The organism is Mycetocola miduiensis (genome assembly GCF_900115155.1).
Classification (GTDB): domain Bacteria; phylum Actinomycetota; class Actinomycetes; order Actinomycetales; family Microbacteriaceae; genus Mycetocola_A; species Mycetocola_A miduiensis.
In genome coordinates, this window is sequence record NZ_FOVM01000002.1 from 251,480 (window position 1) to 268,127 (window position 16,648).

The following is a 16,648-nucleotide window of genomic DNA, read 5'->3' on the forward strand; positions in this document are numbered from 1 at the left end:
TGATGGATCGCGGCCGTTCACCGTGCTCCACCATCGGTGGTGGAGGCGATCATGGCAGGCAAGGACGAGCTCGGGCGGCGGGGAGAGGATCTCGCTGCCCGGTACCTCGAGGATGCCGGCTATCGCGTCGTCGCTCGAAACTGGCGATGCGCCCGCGGTGAGATCGACATCATCGCGAGCATGGCCGACACCCTCATCTTCGTCGAAGTGAAGACCCGTTCCGGTCTTGCGTTCGGGCATCCGTTCGAAGCGATCACGGAGGCGAAGCTTGCCCGGCTCCGCGGACTCGCGGCTCGGTGGTGCGCTGAGCAGCACCCGCAAGCGAAACGGATCCGCCTCGACGCCATCGCGGTCGTCGCACCGAGGAACGGGCCGCCGTCGGTCGAGCACCTTCTGGGCGTGTTCTGATGGCGGTGGGCCGTACGTGGTCGGTTGCGTTACTCGGGCTTGATGGCTCGCTCATCGAAGTCGAGGCGGACATCTCGTCACAGCTCCCGAAGTTCGTGATCATCGGGCTCGCCGACAAGTCGCTGGGCGAAGCAGAAGGACGCGTGCGGCAGGCAGCCACCAACTCGGGATGCCGCCTGTCCGGGCAACGGATCACCGTGAACCTGTCGCCGGCGAGCCTGCCGAAGAACGGGTCAGGCTTCGACCTGGCTATTGCGCTGTCCTGCCTCGCCGCCGACGCCGTCGTGTCCAATGAATCGATCGACCGCGTCGTCCACCTCGGCGAACTCGGGCTCGACGGGCGCCTTCGGCCCACGCCGGGAATCCTGCCCGCCGTCCTCGCCGCAATGCGTGCCGGACGAACAACGGTCATGGTTCCGACCGGGAACGAGGACGAAGCGAAACTCGTGCCAGACATCCGGGTCGTCGGTGTCGCCTCGCTGCGGGAAGCAGCGATCTGGCACGGCGCAGAGCTCGACCCGATCCCGGTCGAACCGATCCTGCAGGCCGGAACAGGCGCGCCAGACGAACCTGCCCTCGACCTGGCCGATGTGGTCGGTCAGCACGATGCCGTCCAGGCGATGCTCGTGGCGGCGGCCGGCGGTCACCACCTGATGATGCTCGGACCGCCCGGGGCAGGCAAGACGATGCTCGCCGCGAGACTGCCGGGCATTCTCCCGGACCTCACCGTTCCGGAGGCGCTCGACGTCACCTCGATTCGTTCTCTCGGCGGCAGTCCCATCGGAAGGGCACTCGCCTTTCGGCCTCCGTTCGAAAATCCGCATCACACGGCGACGGCCGCGGCGATCCTCGGGGGTGGCAGCCGAACCATCCGCCCGGGTGCTGCCGCGCGAGCCGCGCACGGTGTTCTCTTCCTGGATGAAGCACCTGAGTTCCAGGCCAGTGTGCTCGATGCGCTTCGCCAGCCGCTCGAGTCCGGCACGATCAGCATTCATCGCGCCAACGCCGTCGCGCACTTTCCCGGTCGTTTCCAGCTCGTCCTCGCGGCGAACCCGTGCCCGTGCGGCCAATACGGGGCGAAGGAGAACACCTGTGTCTGTCCACCGAGCGCGATTCGCCGATACCTCGGTCGGGTCTCCGGCCCGCTGATGGACCGGATCGACATTCAGCTCCGGGTGCGGCGGATCACGTCTGCCGAACTGGCTCTCTCGGCTGAGGATGAACGGCTCACGAGTGCGTCCGCGCGTTCCGTCGTTGCTCAGTCCCGTCAGCGCACGGCGACGCGCCTGGCGGGGACGCCCTGGACGACCAACGGCCAGGTGCCGGGCCCGTGGCTCCGGAGCGGGGACCGCCTGCTCTCGCGCACGGTCACGTCGCCGATCGATCGGGCTCTGGAGCGGGGGGCCATCACCATGCGAGGGTACGACCGCGTGCTCCGGGTCGCGTGGACCCTCTGCGACCTGGACGGGACCGACCGGCCGGATGCGTCGCAGATCGGTCGTGCCTTGTTTCTGCGGAAGGGGATCTGATGACGGTGTTCGGACTGAACGGTGACGACGTGCGTCAGAGCGTTGCGGGCGTCGGCCCCGTCGGCGATGCCGACGGGGCGGCGGAGCGTTTCGCTCGTGCGGCCTGGAGCGGAATCGTGGAGCCGGGGGACAGCATGGCGGGGTTCCTGGTGTCTGCGGCCGGAGCATCCGCGGCTCTCACCATGCTCGTCGAACACTGGAGCGTCGACCGGATCGTCGCGGTTCTCGGGCCCGACACGGGGGTCGACGACCTCGGCAGCATGCTCGACCGTGCACTCGCACGCTGGCGGCCGCGGCTCGATTCCCGGGCGACGCTTCGACACCTCCGCCTCGCGGCACTGTGCCGGACGATCCTCGTCACGCCGGGCGACCCGGGCTGGCCCGACCGCCTCGGCGATCTCGGTCCGCACGAGCCGCTCGCGCTCTGGCTGCGCGGGCGGACGGATGCCCTCCGCGAGACGTCCCGGTCGTTCGCTGTTGTCGGAGCACGGGCCGCGACTCACTACGGGGAGCACGTGGCGGGGGAGGCAGGCAGCGGCCTTGCCGGCCGCGGGTTCGTCGTGGTCTCCGGCGCCGCGTACGGGATCGACGGCATGGCACACCGGGCGGCGCTCGCGGTGGACGGCACGACCGTCGCGTTCCTCGCCGGTGGTGTCGACCGGCCCTACCCGAGCGGCCACGCGTCGCTGATCGGGCGCATCATCGAGACCGGCGCGATCGCCTCGGAGGTGCCGTGCGGGGGAGCGCCGTCGAAGTGGCGCTTTCTACAGCGGAACCGGCTCATCGCAGCCGTCGCCGACGCCACTGTGGTTCTCGAAGCGGGCTGGCGTTCTGGCTCCCTCAACACCGCCGGCCACGCGGCCGCCCTCGGCCGGCCCCTGGGAGCGGTCCCCGGCCCGGTCACCAGCCCCGCGTCGGCCGGATGCCATCGGCTGATTCGTGAGTTCGGCGCTGTTTGCGTCACAACGGTCGACGAAATGGCCGAACTGGTGGGAGAGCCGATCGTCATGACCGAGTCGCGCGCCGGGGAGCGCAGTTCTGAGGAGACCCGCGTGCTGGACGCCCTCAGCGGACGCTCGCCACGCTCCGCGGCAGATGTCGCCTCCCGGTCGGGGCTGCCGGTGGACACGGTGCAGTCGGTCCTCGGCTTCCTGGAACTCGAAGACCGCGTGGCCGAACGGTCGGGCGGGTGGGTCTACCTACCGCGGGCGAAATGAGAGGTCGACGAGGGGTGTTCAGGCCGTGAGCCCGGGCGCGTGGAGCCGCCTCCCGGCTGGTGGCGGCCCCTCAGAGCATTTCGAGGGGTTGGGGGCCGCGGGGCGGCGGGAAGGCCTGGTCCAGCATGTTCAGATCCTGCTCGGTCAGGCGCAGGTCGACGGCGGCCCGGTTCTCCCGAACGTGCTCGGGCGTGCCGGCACGGGGGATCACGTTCACGCCCTCCCGGTTCATCAGCCAGGCGAGCGCGACCTGCGCCGGGGTGGCCTCGTGCCGGTTCGCGACTTCGACGGTCATGGGATGGACCAGCAGGCGGCCCTGCTCGATCGGTGAGTAGGCCATTACCGGGATTCCCTGCCCTTGCAATGTCGACAGCAGGTCGTACTCGATGCCCCGCCGGGTCAGGTTGTAGAGCACTTGGTCGGTCTGGACCGCGTCCCCGCCCGGGAGGCTCAGCAGCTCCGCCATGTCCCGGATGTCGAAGTTGCTGACGCCCCAATAGCGGATCATGCCCAGCCGGACCAGCTCCTCGAAGGCGCGCAACGTCTGCTCAAGCGGCACCCGGCCGCGCCAGTGCAGCAGGTACAGGTCGAGCCGCTCGGTGCCGAGCCGCCTCAGGCTCTGGCGACACGCCTCGATCGTGTCCGCGTACGTCGCATGTGACGGCAGCACCTTGCTGACCAGGAACACCTCGTCCCGGCGCCCGGCGATCGCCTCGCCGACCAGCACCTCGGCCGCGCCGCTGCCGTACATCTCAGCGGTGTCGATCAACGTGAGCCCGAGGTCGATGCCTAAGCGCAGGGCGGCGAGCTCCGACGCTCGTCGGGCAGGAGTCTCGCCCAGGTACCAGGTGCCCAGACCCATCACGGGGATGGAATCCCCCGCGGGCAAGCGGACCGTCGGGATGGTCTGAATCGACATCAGGGTGCTCCGTCGCTCTCGGGGTGGGGGGGGTCGCGAGACCACCACGTTCGCACCTCGCGCGGGACCGCGGCATCCCGTATCCATGGGATCCGCGCGTCGCCCCTGCTGCCCGGTGCGCTGATGGCGACCACCTCCAGCGTCGCCTCGCGGCCGCGCCCAGGCCGGGTCCGGTTCCGGACCAAAATTGCCCGGTGTGGATGCGCTGGAGGCGGCGTACGCTGGTGACGTCGGGGAGCTGTCGACTGAGTCGGGAGCTGTCGACTGAAAGGGACTCTCGATGATGGACGCGACCGCTGAATTCTTCGACGAAATAAGCCAGCGAGGGCACGAACCGATGCTGAAAAGGCTCAGTGCGACGCTGCGCTGGGACATCATCGACGGCGATACGACCGAGCATCGGCTGGTCAGAATCGACCACGGCGACCTCAGAGTGACCATGAGCGAGGAGCCCGCCGAATGCGTGATCATCGTCGATCGCGCGGTGTGCAACGACGTCATCAGCGGCCGAACGAGCGCACTGGCGGCGCTGCTGCGCGGCGCGGCCACCGTCGAGGGGGACACAGAGCTGATGGTTCTGGCGCAACGACTATTTCCCCGCCGGCGGGGTGTCTCGGCCGGCCGAAGCTACGTTGCCGGGGGAGGCGCTCTCGATGGCTGAGGACCAGGTCCAGATCCTCCACGGCAACACCTTCGTGGTCAGCGACGCGCAGGGGGACATCGAAGCCTCCGCCACCGACCCGTCCGGGCTGTTCTCGCTCGACACGAGGTTTTTGTCGCGATGGGTGCTCACGGTGAACGGTGACCGGCTGACCGCGCTGTCCACCGATGACCTGCACTATTTCGAGAGCCGGTTCTTCCTGGTGCCTGGGTCTGGCACCGTGTACGTCGATGCGAAGACCACCGTCATTCGTCAGCGCGCGGTCACCGAGGGCTTCCGGGAGCAGCTCACCGTCCTTAACCACGACGTGAAACCGGTGGAGCTGACGATACGGCTCGACGCCGCAGCCGACTTCGCGGACCTGTTCGAGGTCAAGGACGCCCTTGAGAAGAAGGGCACGCGCTCCATCCTCACAGCAGGCGGCCAGTTGGTGATGACCTATGAGCGCGAGAGCTTCCGCCGCGCCACCACCGTCTCCTCGACCGAACCGGCCGAGGTCGACGACGGTGGCCTGCAGTTCTCCATCCTGATCGAGCCGCACGGATCCTGGAGCACCGAGCTCGACGTCCGCGTGGCGAGCCTCGGTCCCGGCGGGCGCCCGCTCACGGCCCAGACGCCTCCCGCCGACGAAGCGCGACGGGAGGCGCTGGCCGACCTTGAGCAGTGGGTCGCCAACGCACCGCGGCTGACCTGTGACTGGGACTCGCTGATCACGACCTACCAGCGCAGCCTCGTCGACCTTGCGGCACTGCGGTTTTCGCCGCTCATCGCGCGCGCCGACAGCCTTCCCGCGGCGGGCCTGCCCTGGTTCATGACGATCTTCGGCCGCGACAGCATCTTCACCAGCCTGCAGGCGCTGCCGTTCACCTCCGAACCGGCGAGGACGACACTAAGGGTGCTGGGCGACTGGCAGGGGAACCGGGTGGACGACTTCCGCGACGAAGACCCCGGCCGCATCCTGCACGAGGTGCGCTACGGGGAGCTGACCGCGTTCCAGGAGCGACCCCACTCGCCGTACTACGGCAGCGTCGACGCCACACCTCTGTATGTGGTCCTGATGGACGAATACGAACGATGGACGGGCGACGCCCAACTGGTGCGCGACCTCGAGATGGAGGCGCGAGCCGCCCTGCGCTGGATCGACGACTACGCCGACCTGCAGGGCAATGGCTACATCGCTTACCAACGACGCAACGAGGAGACCGGCCTGGAGAACCAGTGCTGGAAGGACTCCTGGGACTCGATCTGCTACCGCGACGGCCGGCTGCCCGGCTTCCCGCGGGCCACCTGTGAGGTGCAAGGCTACGCCTATGACGCGAAGATGCGCGGCGCTCGCCTCGCTCGGCTCTTCTGGAACGACGCCACCTACGCCGACGAGCTCGAGCGGCAGGCCGCCGACCTCAAGGCCCGATTCAATCGTGACTTCTGGGTCGAGGACGGGCAGTACTACGCGCTGGCCCTCGACGCCGACGGAACCCAGGTGGACGCCCTCACCTCCAACATCGGCCACCTGCTGTGGAGCGGGATCGTCGACGCCGACAGAGCGTCCGCGATCGCCGGACACCTGCTCGGCCCACGACTCTTTTCCGGCTGGGGAATACGTACGCTGGCCGAGGGTGAGGCCAGGTACAACCCGATCGGCTACCACGTGGGCACCGTCTGGCCCTTTGACAACTCGTTCATCGCCTGGGGGCTGCGCCGCTACGGCTTCAAGGCCGAGGCCGCGCGTGTCGCAGCGGGCAACCTGGATGCGGCGGACTTCTACCACGGTCGGCTGCCCGAGGCATTCGGCGGCTATGAACGCGCGCTGACGAGGTACCCGGTCCAGTACCCAACGGCGTGCAGTCCGCAGGCGTGGTCCACCGGTGCGCCACTGCTCCTTCTGCGTACGATGCTGGGGCTGGAGCCGGTGGGCGATCACTTGATCGTCGACCCGGCGCTGCCGGTTGGCATCGGCCGCATCGAACTGCTCGACATCCCCGGTCGCTGGGGCCGCATCGATGCCTTCGGGCGTGGCCTGGTCGAGGTCAACCGCGGGCCGAAGTTGCGTAACCAGCTCGGCGATCCCACCCGCCCTCACCACCTCGGTTAGGAAAGGCTATAGACCACCGACTCGTCGTAGCCGCGCATGCAGTTTCCGCTGATTTTGGGTCGTTTTGTGCCCGATCAAACGCCCGGATGCCCGGCGTTGGGTGAGTCTGCCGCCTCCAGCGGTGAGAGTAGGCGAGTCTGGGGAGGTGAAGATTTCCTCGGCCGTCGCGCGCTACGTCGACCACGTGTCCGTCGAGCGCCAGTACTCGGTGGCGACCAGCCGCGCCTACGAGTCCGACCTTGCCGCGTTCACCGCTTTCGCGGCCGACCGCGGCATCGACGCCGTGACCGAGGTAGACCTCGAACTGCTCCGGGACTGGCTGTGGCAATCGTCCCAGTCGGGCCTCGGCCATGCCACCATCGCCAGGCGGTCCGCTTCCGTACGCGGCTGGTCAGCGTGGCTCGCCCGTAACGGGCACATCCCCGTCGACACGGCCGCGCGGCTGCGCTCCCCGAAGACCGGCCGTTCCCTGCCTCACGTCGTTCAGCGCGCGCAGATGGATGCCCTCCTCGACGGACTGAGCGAGAAGGCCGGCACCGGCGACCCGGTCGCCCTCCGGGACTCGGCGCTCATCGAACTCCTTTACGCGAGCGGCCTGCGCGTCTCAGAGCTGTGCGGCCTCGACGTTGATGACGTCGACCTCGACCGGCTCACCGTGCGGGTGCTCGGTAAAGGGTCGAAGGAGAGGGTCGTCCCGTTTGGTGTGCCTGCCCACTCGGCGCTCGTCGATTACCTCCGCCAGGCCCGGCCGGCGCTGCTGGCCACAAGCACGACCCCATCGCACGCCGTCTTCCTCGGCGCACGCGGCGGGCGCCTGAACCCACGCAGCGTCTACAACACCGTCAGCCGGCTCCTCGCCGGCATCCCCGGCGGAACGAGCGGTGGACCGCACACCCTGCGCCACACGGCGGCAACCCATTTGCTCGACGGCGGCGCCGACCTCCGGACGGTGCAGGAACTTCTCGGCCACGCGTCGCTCGGCACGACCCAGATCTACACCCACGTGTCAATGGAACGGCTGAAAGAGAGCTACCGCACGGCGCACCCCCGCGCCTGAATCCGCTCACCGGCCAAGCGGCAACAGCACGGCACGTTCGAGGGTGCCGACGAGGGCCAGCGGGTTGACATACTCGCCATAGAGCCGCACGCCGAAATGCACGCACCGGCCGTCACAGTGACCTCCGGATGCGACGACGCCGATCGCGTCGCCCGAGTGCACTTCAGCGCCCGCGGACACTGCGGCGAGTACGGGTTCGACACTCGAGACGATCCCGTCGCCGTGCCGCACCGACACGACGGGACGGTCCACGACGACGCCGGCGAAACTGACGACTCCGTCGGCAGCCGCCAGGACGGGTCGGCCCTGGGCCGCCGTTACGTCGATGCCGCGGTGTCCGGCGGCGAACGGCGTGGGTGGGGCTTCGAACGGGCGTTGAAGCTGGTGCGGAGGCGAGACGGGCCAGCCCCACACCTGGTCGAGCGCCGCGGACACGGCGGGGGAGCGCGCCGCGAAAACGTCGGGGGACGCAGGCAGTGTCACCGCCGTGCCCGCGGAAGAACTTGCCGGTCCGACCAACACCAGGGCCGCCACGACGACGAGAAGAATCGCAGCGGCAACCCGCCCCCGACGCAACAACGCGGTCATACCGGGACAGCCTGCCGCCCACCGAGACGTTGCGCGACCGCCGGCGAGGGACAGTGGATAATTGGTGACGCCGAGCCGGCGGTGGAGGACCCCGGGAACGCTCCCGATCCTGTTATGCTGAAGGAAGCGTCCCGCGTGTCGGGATGACTACGCGTGCCCATTCGGCCAACACATCCATTCGGTCCTTGCTTCTTCGGAACAGGGCGGACGTGCGCCGGGCACCAGGAAGAGCGGCCACTCGGCCGCTTTGAACAACCGATCGACGCCTGCCCGGAAAGGGCGCGTCAGAACAGGAGAACGGCTCATGGCCGTCGTAACCATCCGCCAGCTGCTCGACAGCGGCGTGCACTTCGGGCACCAGACCCGCCGTTGGAACCCGAAGATGAAGCGTTTCATCTTCACGGAGCGTTCCGGCATCTACATCATCGACCTCCAGCAGTCGCTTGGGTTCATCGACAAGGCATACGACTTCGTCAAGGAGACGGTCGCCCACGGCGGAACCGTTCTCTTCGTCGGAACGAAGAAGCAGGCTCAGGAAGCAATCGCCGAGCAGGCGACCCGCGTCGGCCAGCCGTACGTGAACCAGCGCTGGCTCGGTGGCCTCCTCACCAACTTCCAGACGGTGTCGAAGCGACTCGCCCGCATGAAGGAGCTCGAGGAGCTCGACTACGAGGACACCTCGAAGTCAGGCTTCACCAAGAAGGAACTCCTCATCAAGAAGCGCGAGCTCGACAAGCTTCACAAGTCACTCGGCGGAATCCGCAACCTCACCAAGACGCCGTCGGCGCTGTGGGTTGTCGACACCAAGAAGGAGCACCTCGCGATCGACGAGGCACGCAAGCTTGGTATCCCCGTCATCGGCATCCTCGACACCAACTGCGACCCGGACGAAGTCACCTACCCGATCCCGGGTAACGACGACGCTATCCGCTCGGTCGGCCTGCTTACCCGCATCATCGCGGACGCTGCTGCCGAGGGCCTGATCCAGCGCCACCAGAAGCCAGAAGAGGGTTCCGCTCCGGTTGAGCCGCTCGCTGCCTGGGAAGCTGAACTGCTCGGCGCCGAAGCTGAGAAGACCGAAGCTGCTGACGCACCCGTCGAGCAGAACGACGCCGACGCTGAGGTTGCCGAGAAAAACGCGGCCAAGAGCGAAGAGGCACCCGTCGAGGTCGTCACCGTTGAGAGCGACGAGAAGACCGAGGAACGCCTCGAAGCCGAAGCGACCGACGCTGAGAAGCAGCCGGCCGCCGACAACAACTAATCCGAACGAGGAGTGCAATAACTTATGGCAAATTTCAATCTTGCTGATGTCAAGGCTCTTCGTGAGCAGCTCGGCACGGGAATGGTCGACACCAAGAACGCCCTCGTCGAAGCCGAAGGCGACCTGGAGAAGGCCACCGAGATCCTGCGCCTCAAGGGTGCGAAGGGCAACGCGAAGCGTGCCGACCGCTCCACGAGCGAAGGCCTCATCGCCGCGAAGGACAACGGCTCCAGCACCACGCTGATCGAACTCGCCTGCGAGACCGACTTCGTGGCAAAGAACGACAAGTTCGTCGCCCTCGCCGACAAGGTGCTCGAGGCTGTCGCAGCTTCAGGCGCCGCATCGCTCGAGGACGCACTCGCTGCTCCCGCCGGCGACAAGACCGTTGCTCAGCTGATCGACGACGAGGCAGCGATCCTCGGCGAGAAGGTTGAACTCCGCCGCGTTGCGTTGGTTTCGGGCGAGAAGTTCGCCACGTACCTGCACAAGACGTCGAAGGACCTGCCCCCGCAGATCGGTGTTGTCGTCAGCTACAGCGGAGATGACGCCGAGACCGCACGGGCCATAGCCCAGCACATCGCGATGTTCGACCCGCAGTACCTCACCCGTGAGGACGTGCCGGCTGACATCGTGGATAAGGAGCGCGAAATCGTCACGGAGATCTCGAAGAACGAGGGCAAGCCTGAGGCTGCACTGCCCAAGATCGTCGAAGGTCGCCTGACCGGGTTCTTCAAGCAGGTCGCCCTGCTCGAGCAGGACTACGCTCGCGACAGCAAGGTTCAGGTCAAGAAGGTTCTGGCAGACGCCAAGCTCGACGTGACGGGCTTCGCCCGCTTCAAGGTCGGCGCGTAGGTCTGCCATGGGAGTCCGGATCACATCGTGATCCGGACTCCTTTTTCATGCGCGACCTCGGTCGGCACACAGTAGCTTTGTCAGGATTCACGAAAGGACGACACGGATGTCAACAGCCACGAAGAAGCGCAGGGTCCTGCTCAAGCTGAGCGGAGAGTCCTTCGGGGCAGGGTCGCTTGGAGTGAACCCGGATGTCGTCAGCCAGATCGCGCGCGAGATCGCGGAGGCCGCGGCGACGGTTGAGATCGCCATTGTCGTCGGTGGAGGCAACTTCTTCCGCGGTGCCGAACTGTCCCTCCGCGGAATGGACCGCGGCCGGGCCGACTACATGGGCATGCTGGGAACCGTGATGAACGCCCTCGCGCTTCAGGACTTCCTCGAGCAGGCCGGTGCTGAGACCCGCGTCCAGTCCGCCATCTCGATGACCCAGGTCGCCGAGCCGTACATTCCCCGTCGCGCCGAGCGCCACCTGGAGAAGGGCCGCGTCGTCATCTTCGGCGCCGGCGCCGGTCTGCCCTACTTCTCCACAGACACCGTCGCCGCGCAGCGCGCGCTCGAGATCGACGCAGACATCGTGCTCCTCGCCAAGAACGGCGTTGACGGCGTCTACACGGCTGACCCGAAGCTCGACTCCAGCGCCACCCGGATCGACTCGATCACCTACCAGGAGGCGCTGCAGACCGGCCTGAAGGTCGTCGACTCCACAGCCTTCAGCCTGTGCATGGACAACTCGATGCCGATGCAGGTTTTCGGCATGGCGCCGGCGGGAAATGTGACCAATGCGATCCTCGGAGCGCGCATCGGCACACTCGTCAGCAACTGAACCGACACGAGTTCACCGCACCGCCCCCTCTAGAATGGGTGCGATACAACACGCAATAAAAAGGAGTCGCTGTGATCGCGGATGTTTTGACTGACGCTGGAACCCGGATGGACAAGGCCGTCGAGGTGGCCAAGGATGACTTCGCCACCGTGCGTACCGGTCGCGCCAACCCTCAGATGTTCCAGAAGATCCTGGTGAACTACTACGGAACGCCCACGCCCCTTGAACAGCTTGCTTCTCTGCAGAACACCGAAGCCCGCACGATTATCGTGAGCCCGTACGACAAGAGCGCCCTCAAAGACATCGAACAGGCGATCCGCGACACGCCAAACCTCGGGGCAAACCCCACGAACGACGGCACGATCGTGCGGGTCACCCTGCCGGAGCTCACCGCTGAGCGCCGCAAGGAATACGTCAAGATCGTCCGTAACAAGGGGGAGGACGCCAAAGTGAGCGTCCGCAACATCCGCCGCAAGGCCAAGGATGACCTCGACGCCCTCAAGAGCGAGGTCGGAGACGACGACGTCGCTCGGGGTGAAAAAGAGCTGGAGCAGGTCACCAAGACGCACATCGACGCGATCGACGACGCGCTGAAACGTAAAGAAGCCGAGCTTCTCGAGATTTAGGACCGATCGCTGTGATCCGAAGGAACCGGTGCACCAGTGCCTGACGCAGATGACGGCAGCGCTCCGCGTCGGCCAAGGTCGAAGCGTGGCTCCCGCGACGATATCTCCGCGCAGCTGAGGTCGCGTCGCGCTGACATCGAGCGCCAGGTGCGGGCGACCCGCGCGCAGATCGATGAAGCGAATACCCGGATGGAAGCCCGCGCCGGGCGCAACCTCATTCTCGCAACACTCATCGGGCTTGGTCTTGGCCTCGCCATGCTGTTCAGCCTGATCGTCGTCAAGGAACTGTTCGTCCTCTTCGGCGCCGCCATCGTTGCGTTCACCGTGTTCGAACTCGCCAAGGCGTTCCGACGTGCCGGTCGCGCCATCGATGTCTGGCCGGCGGTCGTCGGTGGCGTCGCCATCGTGGTCTCCGGGTACTTCTTCGACCCGGCCTCCCGCTGGGCGATGCTCGTCGGGACGATCGTGTTCATTCTCGTCTGGCGACTCGTCGCCCAGATGGCGCACCCCACCCCCCGCCGCACGCTCGAGATCCTCCGTGACCTCGTCGCCGCCGTGTTCGTTCAGGTCTATGTGTCGTTCCTCGGCAGTTTCGCTGTCATCCTGGTGCGCCAGCCCGAGGGACAATGGTGGACCCTCGCCTTCCTGATTATCGTCATCGCAGTCGACATCGGCGCCTATGTGAGCGGGCTCAACTTCGGCAAGCACCCGATGGCCCCGTTGATCAGTCCGAAGAAGACCTGGGAAGGACTCGGGGGAGCCGCTGTCGCCGCCGTGATCGCTGGCATCCTGCTCGCGATCTTCATGCTGCACAGCCCCTGGTGGGTCGGCCTCATCCTTGGGCTCGCTCTCCTCGGGACGGCGACGATGGGCGATCTCACCGAGTCGCTCATCAAACGCGATCTCGGAATCAAGGACATGAGCTCGTGGCTGCCAGGCCACGGCGGGTTCCTTGACCGCCTCGACTCCATCCTCCCGTCCGCGCCGATCGCGTTCACGCTGTACCTCCTGTTCAGCAACGCCCCCGTTGTCGGATAAGTCCGCCGCGCCGGGGCAGCGAAGCTGAAAGGATGAACAGGTGACGAACACATTCCCCACCGCTCGGAAGGGAACTCGCGGGTACTCACGGAACCAGGTGGATGCCTTCCTCCGGGCTGCCCGGGAAGCGTACGACGTCGATGACAGTGTGACGCCGACGATGACATCGGCTGACATCAGGAGGACGTCCTTCGCGCTCACCCGCGGCGGTTACGCCACCGGCTCGGTCGACGCCGCGCTCGAACGGCTCGAGGACGCTTTCGCGTTGCGGGAACGCGACCGGGCATTGGGCGACGCCGGCAAGCGAGAATGGCTGACATCCGCCAGGGAGACCGCCCAGGTCATCCTCAACCGCCTGGCGCGGCCGACCGGGCACAAATTCTCGCGCACCGGCTTTCTCGCCCAGGGGTATCGCACCGAAGATGTCGACGCTTTTTCCGAGCAGATCGTCGCCTACTTCGAGAAGGGAACACCTCTCAGCGCCGACTCCGTGAGAACCGCGATATTCCGGCCTCAACGCGGCGGATACGTCGAGTCCCAGGTCGACCTTCTGCTCGACGCCGTGACCGAGGTCATGCTCGCCGTTCGGTGACGCGCCCGGAAAAACACTCGCATCTGTCCCCGTTCTGGGCTAAAGTCGGGGAATCGTGGGTAGACATATAGCGCAAATCGAGTCCTCTGTACCAGCTCCGAAGGTCAGAAGGGCTTTTGAGAGACCCCGATCGCGCAGCCCGTTCACTCTCTTCATCTTCGCCTTCACCGCTGCCGTCGGCTTCGTCGCCGTGAACGTCGTCGACCCATACTCCGGCGCGACGGCATCCCCGTACTTCCAGGTCGCTGAGCGCTACGACGGCAAGGCCACGCAGAAGCTTGCCGTGGCCGGGGCGTACGACACCAGCTTCACGCGCGACGGGTACACCGTTATCGCGCCGCCGCCTCCGCCGCCACCCGTCGTGGTCGAGCCGGTCGTCAAGGACGACAAAAAGGCGACCGAGGCCAAGAAGGCGACCGAGGTCAAGAAGGCGACGAGCGCCCCGCTGCCCGTGGTGAAGGCCGACCCTGGTTCCGCCCAGGCGATCGCCCACGACATGGTTCTCGCACGTGGATGGGGCGAAGACCAGTTCTCCTGCCTTGTTTCGCTATGGAACAAGGAATCCGGCTGGCGCGTCAACGCGTCCAACAAGTCGAGCGGCGCATACGGCATCCCGCAGGCGCTCCCCGGCAGCAAGATGGGCAGCGCAGGCAGCGACTGGGCCACGAACCCCGCCACGCAGATCACCTGGGGTCTTGGCTACATCAGTGGCCGGTACGGGACCCCCTGCGGCGCATGGAGCCACTCGCAGGCCAAAGGCTGGTACTAAGCGGAGAAATCGGCCGTCCGTCTGATGGCGGGCACGTCGACTTTCGCGGATGCCGGTTCACCCGTGTCCACTGCCTAGGATGAAAGCATGCCTCGAAGCAACCGTCCGCGCGGCGCCAAGCCGGCTCGGAACGACGACGACGGTGACGATCTGTCGCGCCTGATGAACGGCTGGAAGCGGACCGAGACGCGGCGCGGCGCCGAATGGAACGTACAGCCCGTGAGCGCCGGACAAGCGGTCAAGGACTACCTCTGCCCGGCCTGCTCGCTTACGGTCAGCCGCGGCACCGCTCACCTCGTTGTCTGGCGCGCGGACGGCGTTCTCGGTGACGCCGCCGACCTTGCAGCACGCAGGCACTGGCATACCCACTGCTGGCGAATCGGTTAGGAAGGATGCGATGACCCTGGAAATCCGTGGCGGTGTCGAACTGCCCGCAACGCGCGAAAACATCGAACTCGTCACCGCGGACGGGCTCACCCTCGTCGGCGAACTCGCCACCCCGCAGGGCCGGGAACCCGTCGCGACGCTGGTGACGCTGCATCCGCTGCCGACCGCAGGCGGTTTCATGGACTCGCACATCCTTCGCAAGGCCGCCGGCCGACTTCCCGCACTCGCGGACATCGCCGTCCTGCGGTTCAACACCCGCGGTACTTCCTCTCCGCGCGGCACGAGCGACGGCGCTTTCGGCGAGGGGATCACCGAAGAACACGACCTCGACGCCGCCATGGCGTTCGTCGCCGAGCGCGGCCTGCCAAAGCCCTGGCTCGTCGGCTGGTCGTTCGGGACCGAACTGGTTCTGAAGTACGGACGGTCACATCCGATCGCGGGTGCGATTTTGCTTTCGCCGCCGTTGCACCGTGCACAACCGGACGAGGTCGCGTCGTGGCACGACGATGACCGCCCGTTGATCGCGCTGATCCCCGAGTTCGACGACTACCTGCGCCCGGAGGAGGCCGCAGAGCGGTTCTCCAGCGTGCCCGGCATGACACTTATCCCAGTCGACGGTGGCAAACACCTCTGGGTCGGTGAGAACCAGACTCGCCGCGTTCTCGAAGAGATCGTGCGAGCGGTCAACCCCGCGGCCCTCCCACTGCAGACCGAGTGGCCGACCGACGACTAGATCGTCAGTCAGAGCTCGTTCGCGCGGGGAATCACAACCTGCTTGATGATCAACAGCACCGCGGCAGCGGTCGGGATCGCGACGAGCGCTCCGAGCAGGCCCAACAGCGAACCGCCGGCAAGCGCCGCGATGACGACGAGCGCACCAGGGACGGCCACAGCGCGCCGCATCACGTTCGGGCTGATCACATACGCCTCGATCTGCATGTAGATGAGGTAGTAGATACCAGCGAACAGTGCGGTGACGGGGGAGCCGAGTCCCGGGATGAGACAAACCAGGGTGATGATGATCGACCCGATGAGTGTTCCGACCAGCGGGATCATCGAGAAGAAGAACGCGATGGTTGCAAGCACCGGCGGAAACGGCGCGTCGATGATCGACAGGAAGATGAAGGACAGGATGCCGTTGCAGGCGGCCGTGCCGACCTGGCCGATCACATACCGGCCAACGGAGTCGGTGATCTGCTCGGCGAGGTCAGCGAAACGTTCCCGCTTCGTCGCTGGCACCAGCTGGTACAGGCCACGCTTGATCGAGCCGAGCGACGCGGTGAAGTAAATAGTGAGGATAAGGATGATCAGGGCGCCGAAGAGCGCCGAGCCGATGGCGAACGCCACCTGGATCGCGCCGGATCCGATGTCGGTGATGTTGTCGGTCAGGAACTTTCCGGCGTCCGCGATGATCGCGCGGACATCGAGGCCCGGGAACTGGTCCGAGAGGACCTCGACCAGTGGGTACTCCTGGAACTGTGCCTGCAGGCCGGGGATAAGAGCGATCAACTCGGAGACCTGGTCGATGATGATCGGAACAACCATCCAGACCAGTCCGGCAAACAAGGTCAGCAGGCCGACAATCACCACGATGAGCGCCGCCCAGCGCGGGAACTGCTTCTTTTCCAGCCACGAAACCAGTGGGTCAAGGCCAAGGGAGATGAAGATCGCGGCCCCGATATAGGTGAGTATCGTCTGGAGTGTGACAACGGAGAGGATGATCAAAAGACCGAGTCCGACGCCGAGCGTGCCGATGAGTCCGACACGGAACGGGTTTGAAATCTTCACTGCTGTCCCTCCATCGGCGCACGTCAGATCATCGTACTGTC

At 66.3% G+C, this 16,648-nt stretch carries 18 protein-coding genes; 15 read left to right on the forward strand and 3 right to left on the reverse strand.

Annotated elements, in window-relative coordinates; translation table 11 throughout:
* Positions 1 to 51: 51 nt before the first annotated feature.
* From BM197_RS04925 to dprA, 3 genes are read left to right on the forward strand one after another with little or no spacing between them, the layout of a single operon-like run.
* Positions 52 to 408 carry a YraN family protein gene (locus BM197_RS04925; RefSeq protein WP_090709685.1) on the forward strand — a complete coding sequence of 119 codons (357 nt, stop codon included), beginning with the start codon at positions 52 to 54 and terminating at the stop codon, positions 406 to 408.
* Positions 408 to 1,937 (forward strand): YifB family Mg chelatase-like AAA ATPase, encoded by a 1,530-nt coding sequence (locus BM197_RS04930; protein WP_090709368.1) that lies wholly within the window; start codon positions 408 to 410, stop codon positions 1,935 to 1,937. The genes BM197_RS04925 and BM197_RS04930 overlap by 1 nt, the downstream gene beginning before the upstream one ends.
* Entirely contained in the window at positions 1,937 to 3,154 is a 1,218-nt protein-coding gene (gene dprA, locus BM197_RS04935; RefSeq protein WP_090709369.1) for a DNA-processing protein DprA, read from the forward strand. Before BM197_RS04930 ends, dprA begins: the two co-directional genes overlap by 1 nt.
* Before the next feature lie 70 nt (positions 3,155 to 3,224).
* Here dprA and BM197_RS04940 read toward each other — a convergent pair whose 3' ends face one another.
* Positions 3,225 to 4,073, reverse strand: a complete 849-nt coding sequence (locus BM197_RS04940) for an aldo/keto reductase (RefSeq protein WP_177216725.1) — start codon at positions 4,071 to 4,073, stop codon at positions 3,225 to 3,227.
* A 280-nt stretch (positions 4,074 to 4,353) separates the two neighbouring features.
* On the opposite strand from BM197_RS04940, the gene BM197_RS04945 reads away from it, so the two are divergent.
* From BM197_RS04945 to BM197_RS04955, 3 genes are all read left to right on the forward strand, one after another.
* A complete protein-coding gene (locus BM197_RS04945) occupies positions 4,354 to 4,734 on the forward strand; it encodes an SCP2 sterol-binding domain-containing protein (protein WP_090709371.1) in 381 nt (126 codons plus the stop codon).
* On the forward strand, positions 4,727 to 6,826 hold the full coding sequence (locus BM197_RS04950; RefSeq protein ID WP_090709372.1) for an amylo-alpha-1,6-glucosidase: 2,100 nt from the start codon (positions 4,727 to 4,729) through the stop codon (positions 6,824 to 6,826). Before BM197_RS04945 ends, BM197_RS04950 begins: the two co-directional genes overlap by 8 nt.
* 145 nt (positions 6,827 to 6,971) lie before the next feature.
* Positions 6,972 to 7,883 (forward strand): tyrosine recombinase XerC, encoded by a 912-nt coding sequence (locus tag BM197_RS04955; protein WP_090709374.1) that lies wholly within the window; start codon positions 6,972 to 6,974, stop codon positions 7,881 to 7,883.
* 6 nt (positions 7,884 to 7,889) lie between these two features.
* Here BM197_RS04955 and BM197_RS04960 read toward each other — a convergent pair whose 3' ends face one another.
* Complete coding sequence (locus BM197_RS04960) at positions 7,890 to 8,471, reverse strand: M23 family metallopeptidase (protein ID WP_245762392.1); 582 nt, start codon at positions 8,469 to 8,471, stop codon at positions 7,890 to 7,892.
* 304 nt (positions 8,472 to 8,775) lie between these two features.
* On the opposite strand from BM197_RS04960, the gene rpsB reads away from it, so the two are divergent.
* The 9 genes from rpsB (at position 8,776) to BM197_RS05005 (ending at position 15,552) form a co-directional block, all read left to right on the forward strand.
* On the forward strand, positions 8,776 to 9,732 hold the full coding sequence (gene rpsB / locus BM197_RS04965) for a 30S ribosomal protein S2 (RefSeq protein ID WP_090709376.1): 957 nt from the start codon (positions 8,776 to 8,778) through the stop codon (positions 9,730 to 9,732).
* 24 nt (positions 9,733 to 9,756) lie between these two features.
* Complete coding sequence (tsf, locus tag BM197_RS04970) at positions 9,757 to 10,584, forward strand: translation elongation factor Ts (protein WP_090709378.1); 828 nt, start codon at positions 9,757 to 9,759, stop codon at positions 10,582 to 10,584.
* A 106-nt stretch (positions 10,585 to 10,690) separates the two neighbouring features.
* A complete protein-coding gene (pyrH, locus tag BM197_RS04975) occupies positions 10,691 to 11,407 on the forward strand; it encodes a UMP kinase (protein WP_090709380.1) in 717 nt (238 codons plus the stop codon).
* A 71-nt stretch (positions 11,408 to 11,478) separates the two neighbouring features.
* Entirely contained in the window at positions 11,479 to 12,033 is a 555-nt protein-coding gene (frr, locus tag BM197_RS04980; protein ID WP_090709381.1) for a ribosome recycling factor, read from the forward strand.
* Positions 12,034 to 12,069: 36 nt separating this feature from the next.
* Positions 12,070 to 13,071, forward strand: coding sequence for a phosphatidate cytidylyltransferase (locus BM197_RS04985; protein ID WP_245762393.1), 1,002 nt, complete (start codon positions 12,070 to 12,072; stop codon positions 13,069 to 13,071).
* Positions 13,072 to 13,111: 40 nt separating this feature from the next.
* Positions 13,112 to 13,663 carry a DivIVA domain-containing protein gene (locus tag BM197_RS04990; RefSeq protein ID WP_090709383.1) on the forward strand — a complete coding sequence of 184 codons (552 nt, stop codon included), beginning with the start codon at positions 13,112 to 13,114 and terminating at the stop codon, positions 13,661 to 13,663.
* 55 nt (positions 13,664 to 13,718) lie between these two features.
* On the forward strand, positions 13,719 to 14,432 hold the full coding sequence (locus BM197_RS04995) for an aggregation-promoting factor C-terminal-like domain-containing protein (protein ID WP_245762394.1): 714 nt from the start codon (positions 13,719 to 13,721) through the stop codon (positions 14,430 to 14,432).
* Between the two features lie 87 nt (positions 14,433 to 14,519).
* Positions 14,520 to 14,819: a hypothetical protein gene (locus BM197_RS05000; RefSeq protein ID WP_090709385.1), complete on the forward strand. Its 300-nt coding sequence runs from the start codon at positions 14,520 to 14,522 to the stop codon at positions 14,817 to 14,819.
* Between the two features lie 10 nt (positions 14,820 to 14,829).
* Positions 14,830 to 15,552: an alpha/beta hydrolase gene (locus BM197_RS05005; protein WP_090709387.1), complete on the forward strand. Its 723-nt coding sequence runs from the start codon at positions 14,830 to 14,832 to the stop codon at positions 15,550 to 15,552.
* A gap of 8 nt (positions 15,553 to 15,560) precedes the next feature.
* Here the strand turns inward: BM197_RS05005 and BM197_RS05010 are convergent, their stop codons facing one another.
* Positions 15,561 to 16,607, reverse strand: coding sequence for an AI-2E family transporter (locus tag BM197_RS05010; RefSeq protein ID WP_090709389.1), 1,047 nt, complete (start codon positions 16,605 to 16,607; stop codon positions 15,561 to 15,563).
* Positions 16,608 to 16,648 lie beyond the last annotated feature (41 nt).

What these genes read in the sequence shown, in the direction of transcription:
- BM197_RS04930 (WP_090709368.1), top strand. Translation starts at nt 408, where the DNA reads ATGGCGGTGGGCCGTACGTGGTCGGTTGCGTTACTCGGGCTTGATGGC.
- BM197_RS04925 (WP_090709685.1), top strand. Translation starts at nt 52, where the DNA reads ATGGCAGGCAAGGACGAGCTCGGGCGGCGGGGAGAGGATCTCGCTGCC.
- BM197_RS04940 (WP_177216725.1), bottom strand. Translation starts at nt 4,073, where the DNA reads ATGTCGATTCAGACCATCCCGACGGTCCGCTTGCCCGCGGGGGATTCC.
- BM197_RS04950 (WP_090709372.1), top strand. Translation starts at nt 4,727, where the DNA reads ATGGCTGAGGACCAGGTCCAGATCCTCCACGGCAACACCTTCGTGGTC.
- rpsB (WP_090709376.1), top strand. Translation starts at nt 8,776, where the DNA reads ATGGCCGTCGTAACCATCCGCCAGCTGCTCGACAGCGGCGTGCACTTC.
- BM197_RS05000 (WP_090709385.1), top strand. Translation starts at nt 14,520, where the DNA reads ATGCCTCGAAGCAACCGTCCGCGCGGCGCCAAGCCGGCTCGGAACGAC.
- BM197_RS05005 (WP_090709387.1), top strand. Translation starts at nt 14,830, where the DNA reads ATGACCCTGGAAATCCGTGGCGGTGTCGAACTGCCCGCAACGCGCGAA.
- dprA (WP_090709369.1), top strand. Translation starts at nt 1,937, where the DNA reads ATGACGGTGTTCGGACTGAACGGTGACGACGTGCGTCAGAGCGTTGCG.
- pyrH (WP_090709380.1), top strand. Translation starts at nt 10,691, where the DNA reads ATGTCAACAGCCACGAAGAAGCGCAGGGTCCTGCTCAAGCTGAGCGGA.
- tsf (WP_090709378.1), top strand. Translation starts at nt 9,757, where the DNA reads ATGGCAAATTTCAATCTTGCTGATGTCAAGGCTCTTCGTGAGCAGCTC.
- BM197_RS04945 (WP_090709371.1), top strand. Translation starts at nt 4,354, where the DNA reads ATGATGGACGCGACCGCTGAATTCTTCGACGAAATAAGCCAGCGAGGG.
- BM197_RS04960 (WP_245762392.1), bottom strand. Translation starts at nt 8,471, where the DNA reads ATGACCGCGTTGTTGCGTCGGGGGCGGGTTGCCGCTGCGATTCTTCTC.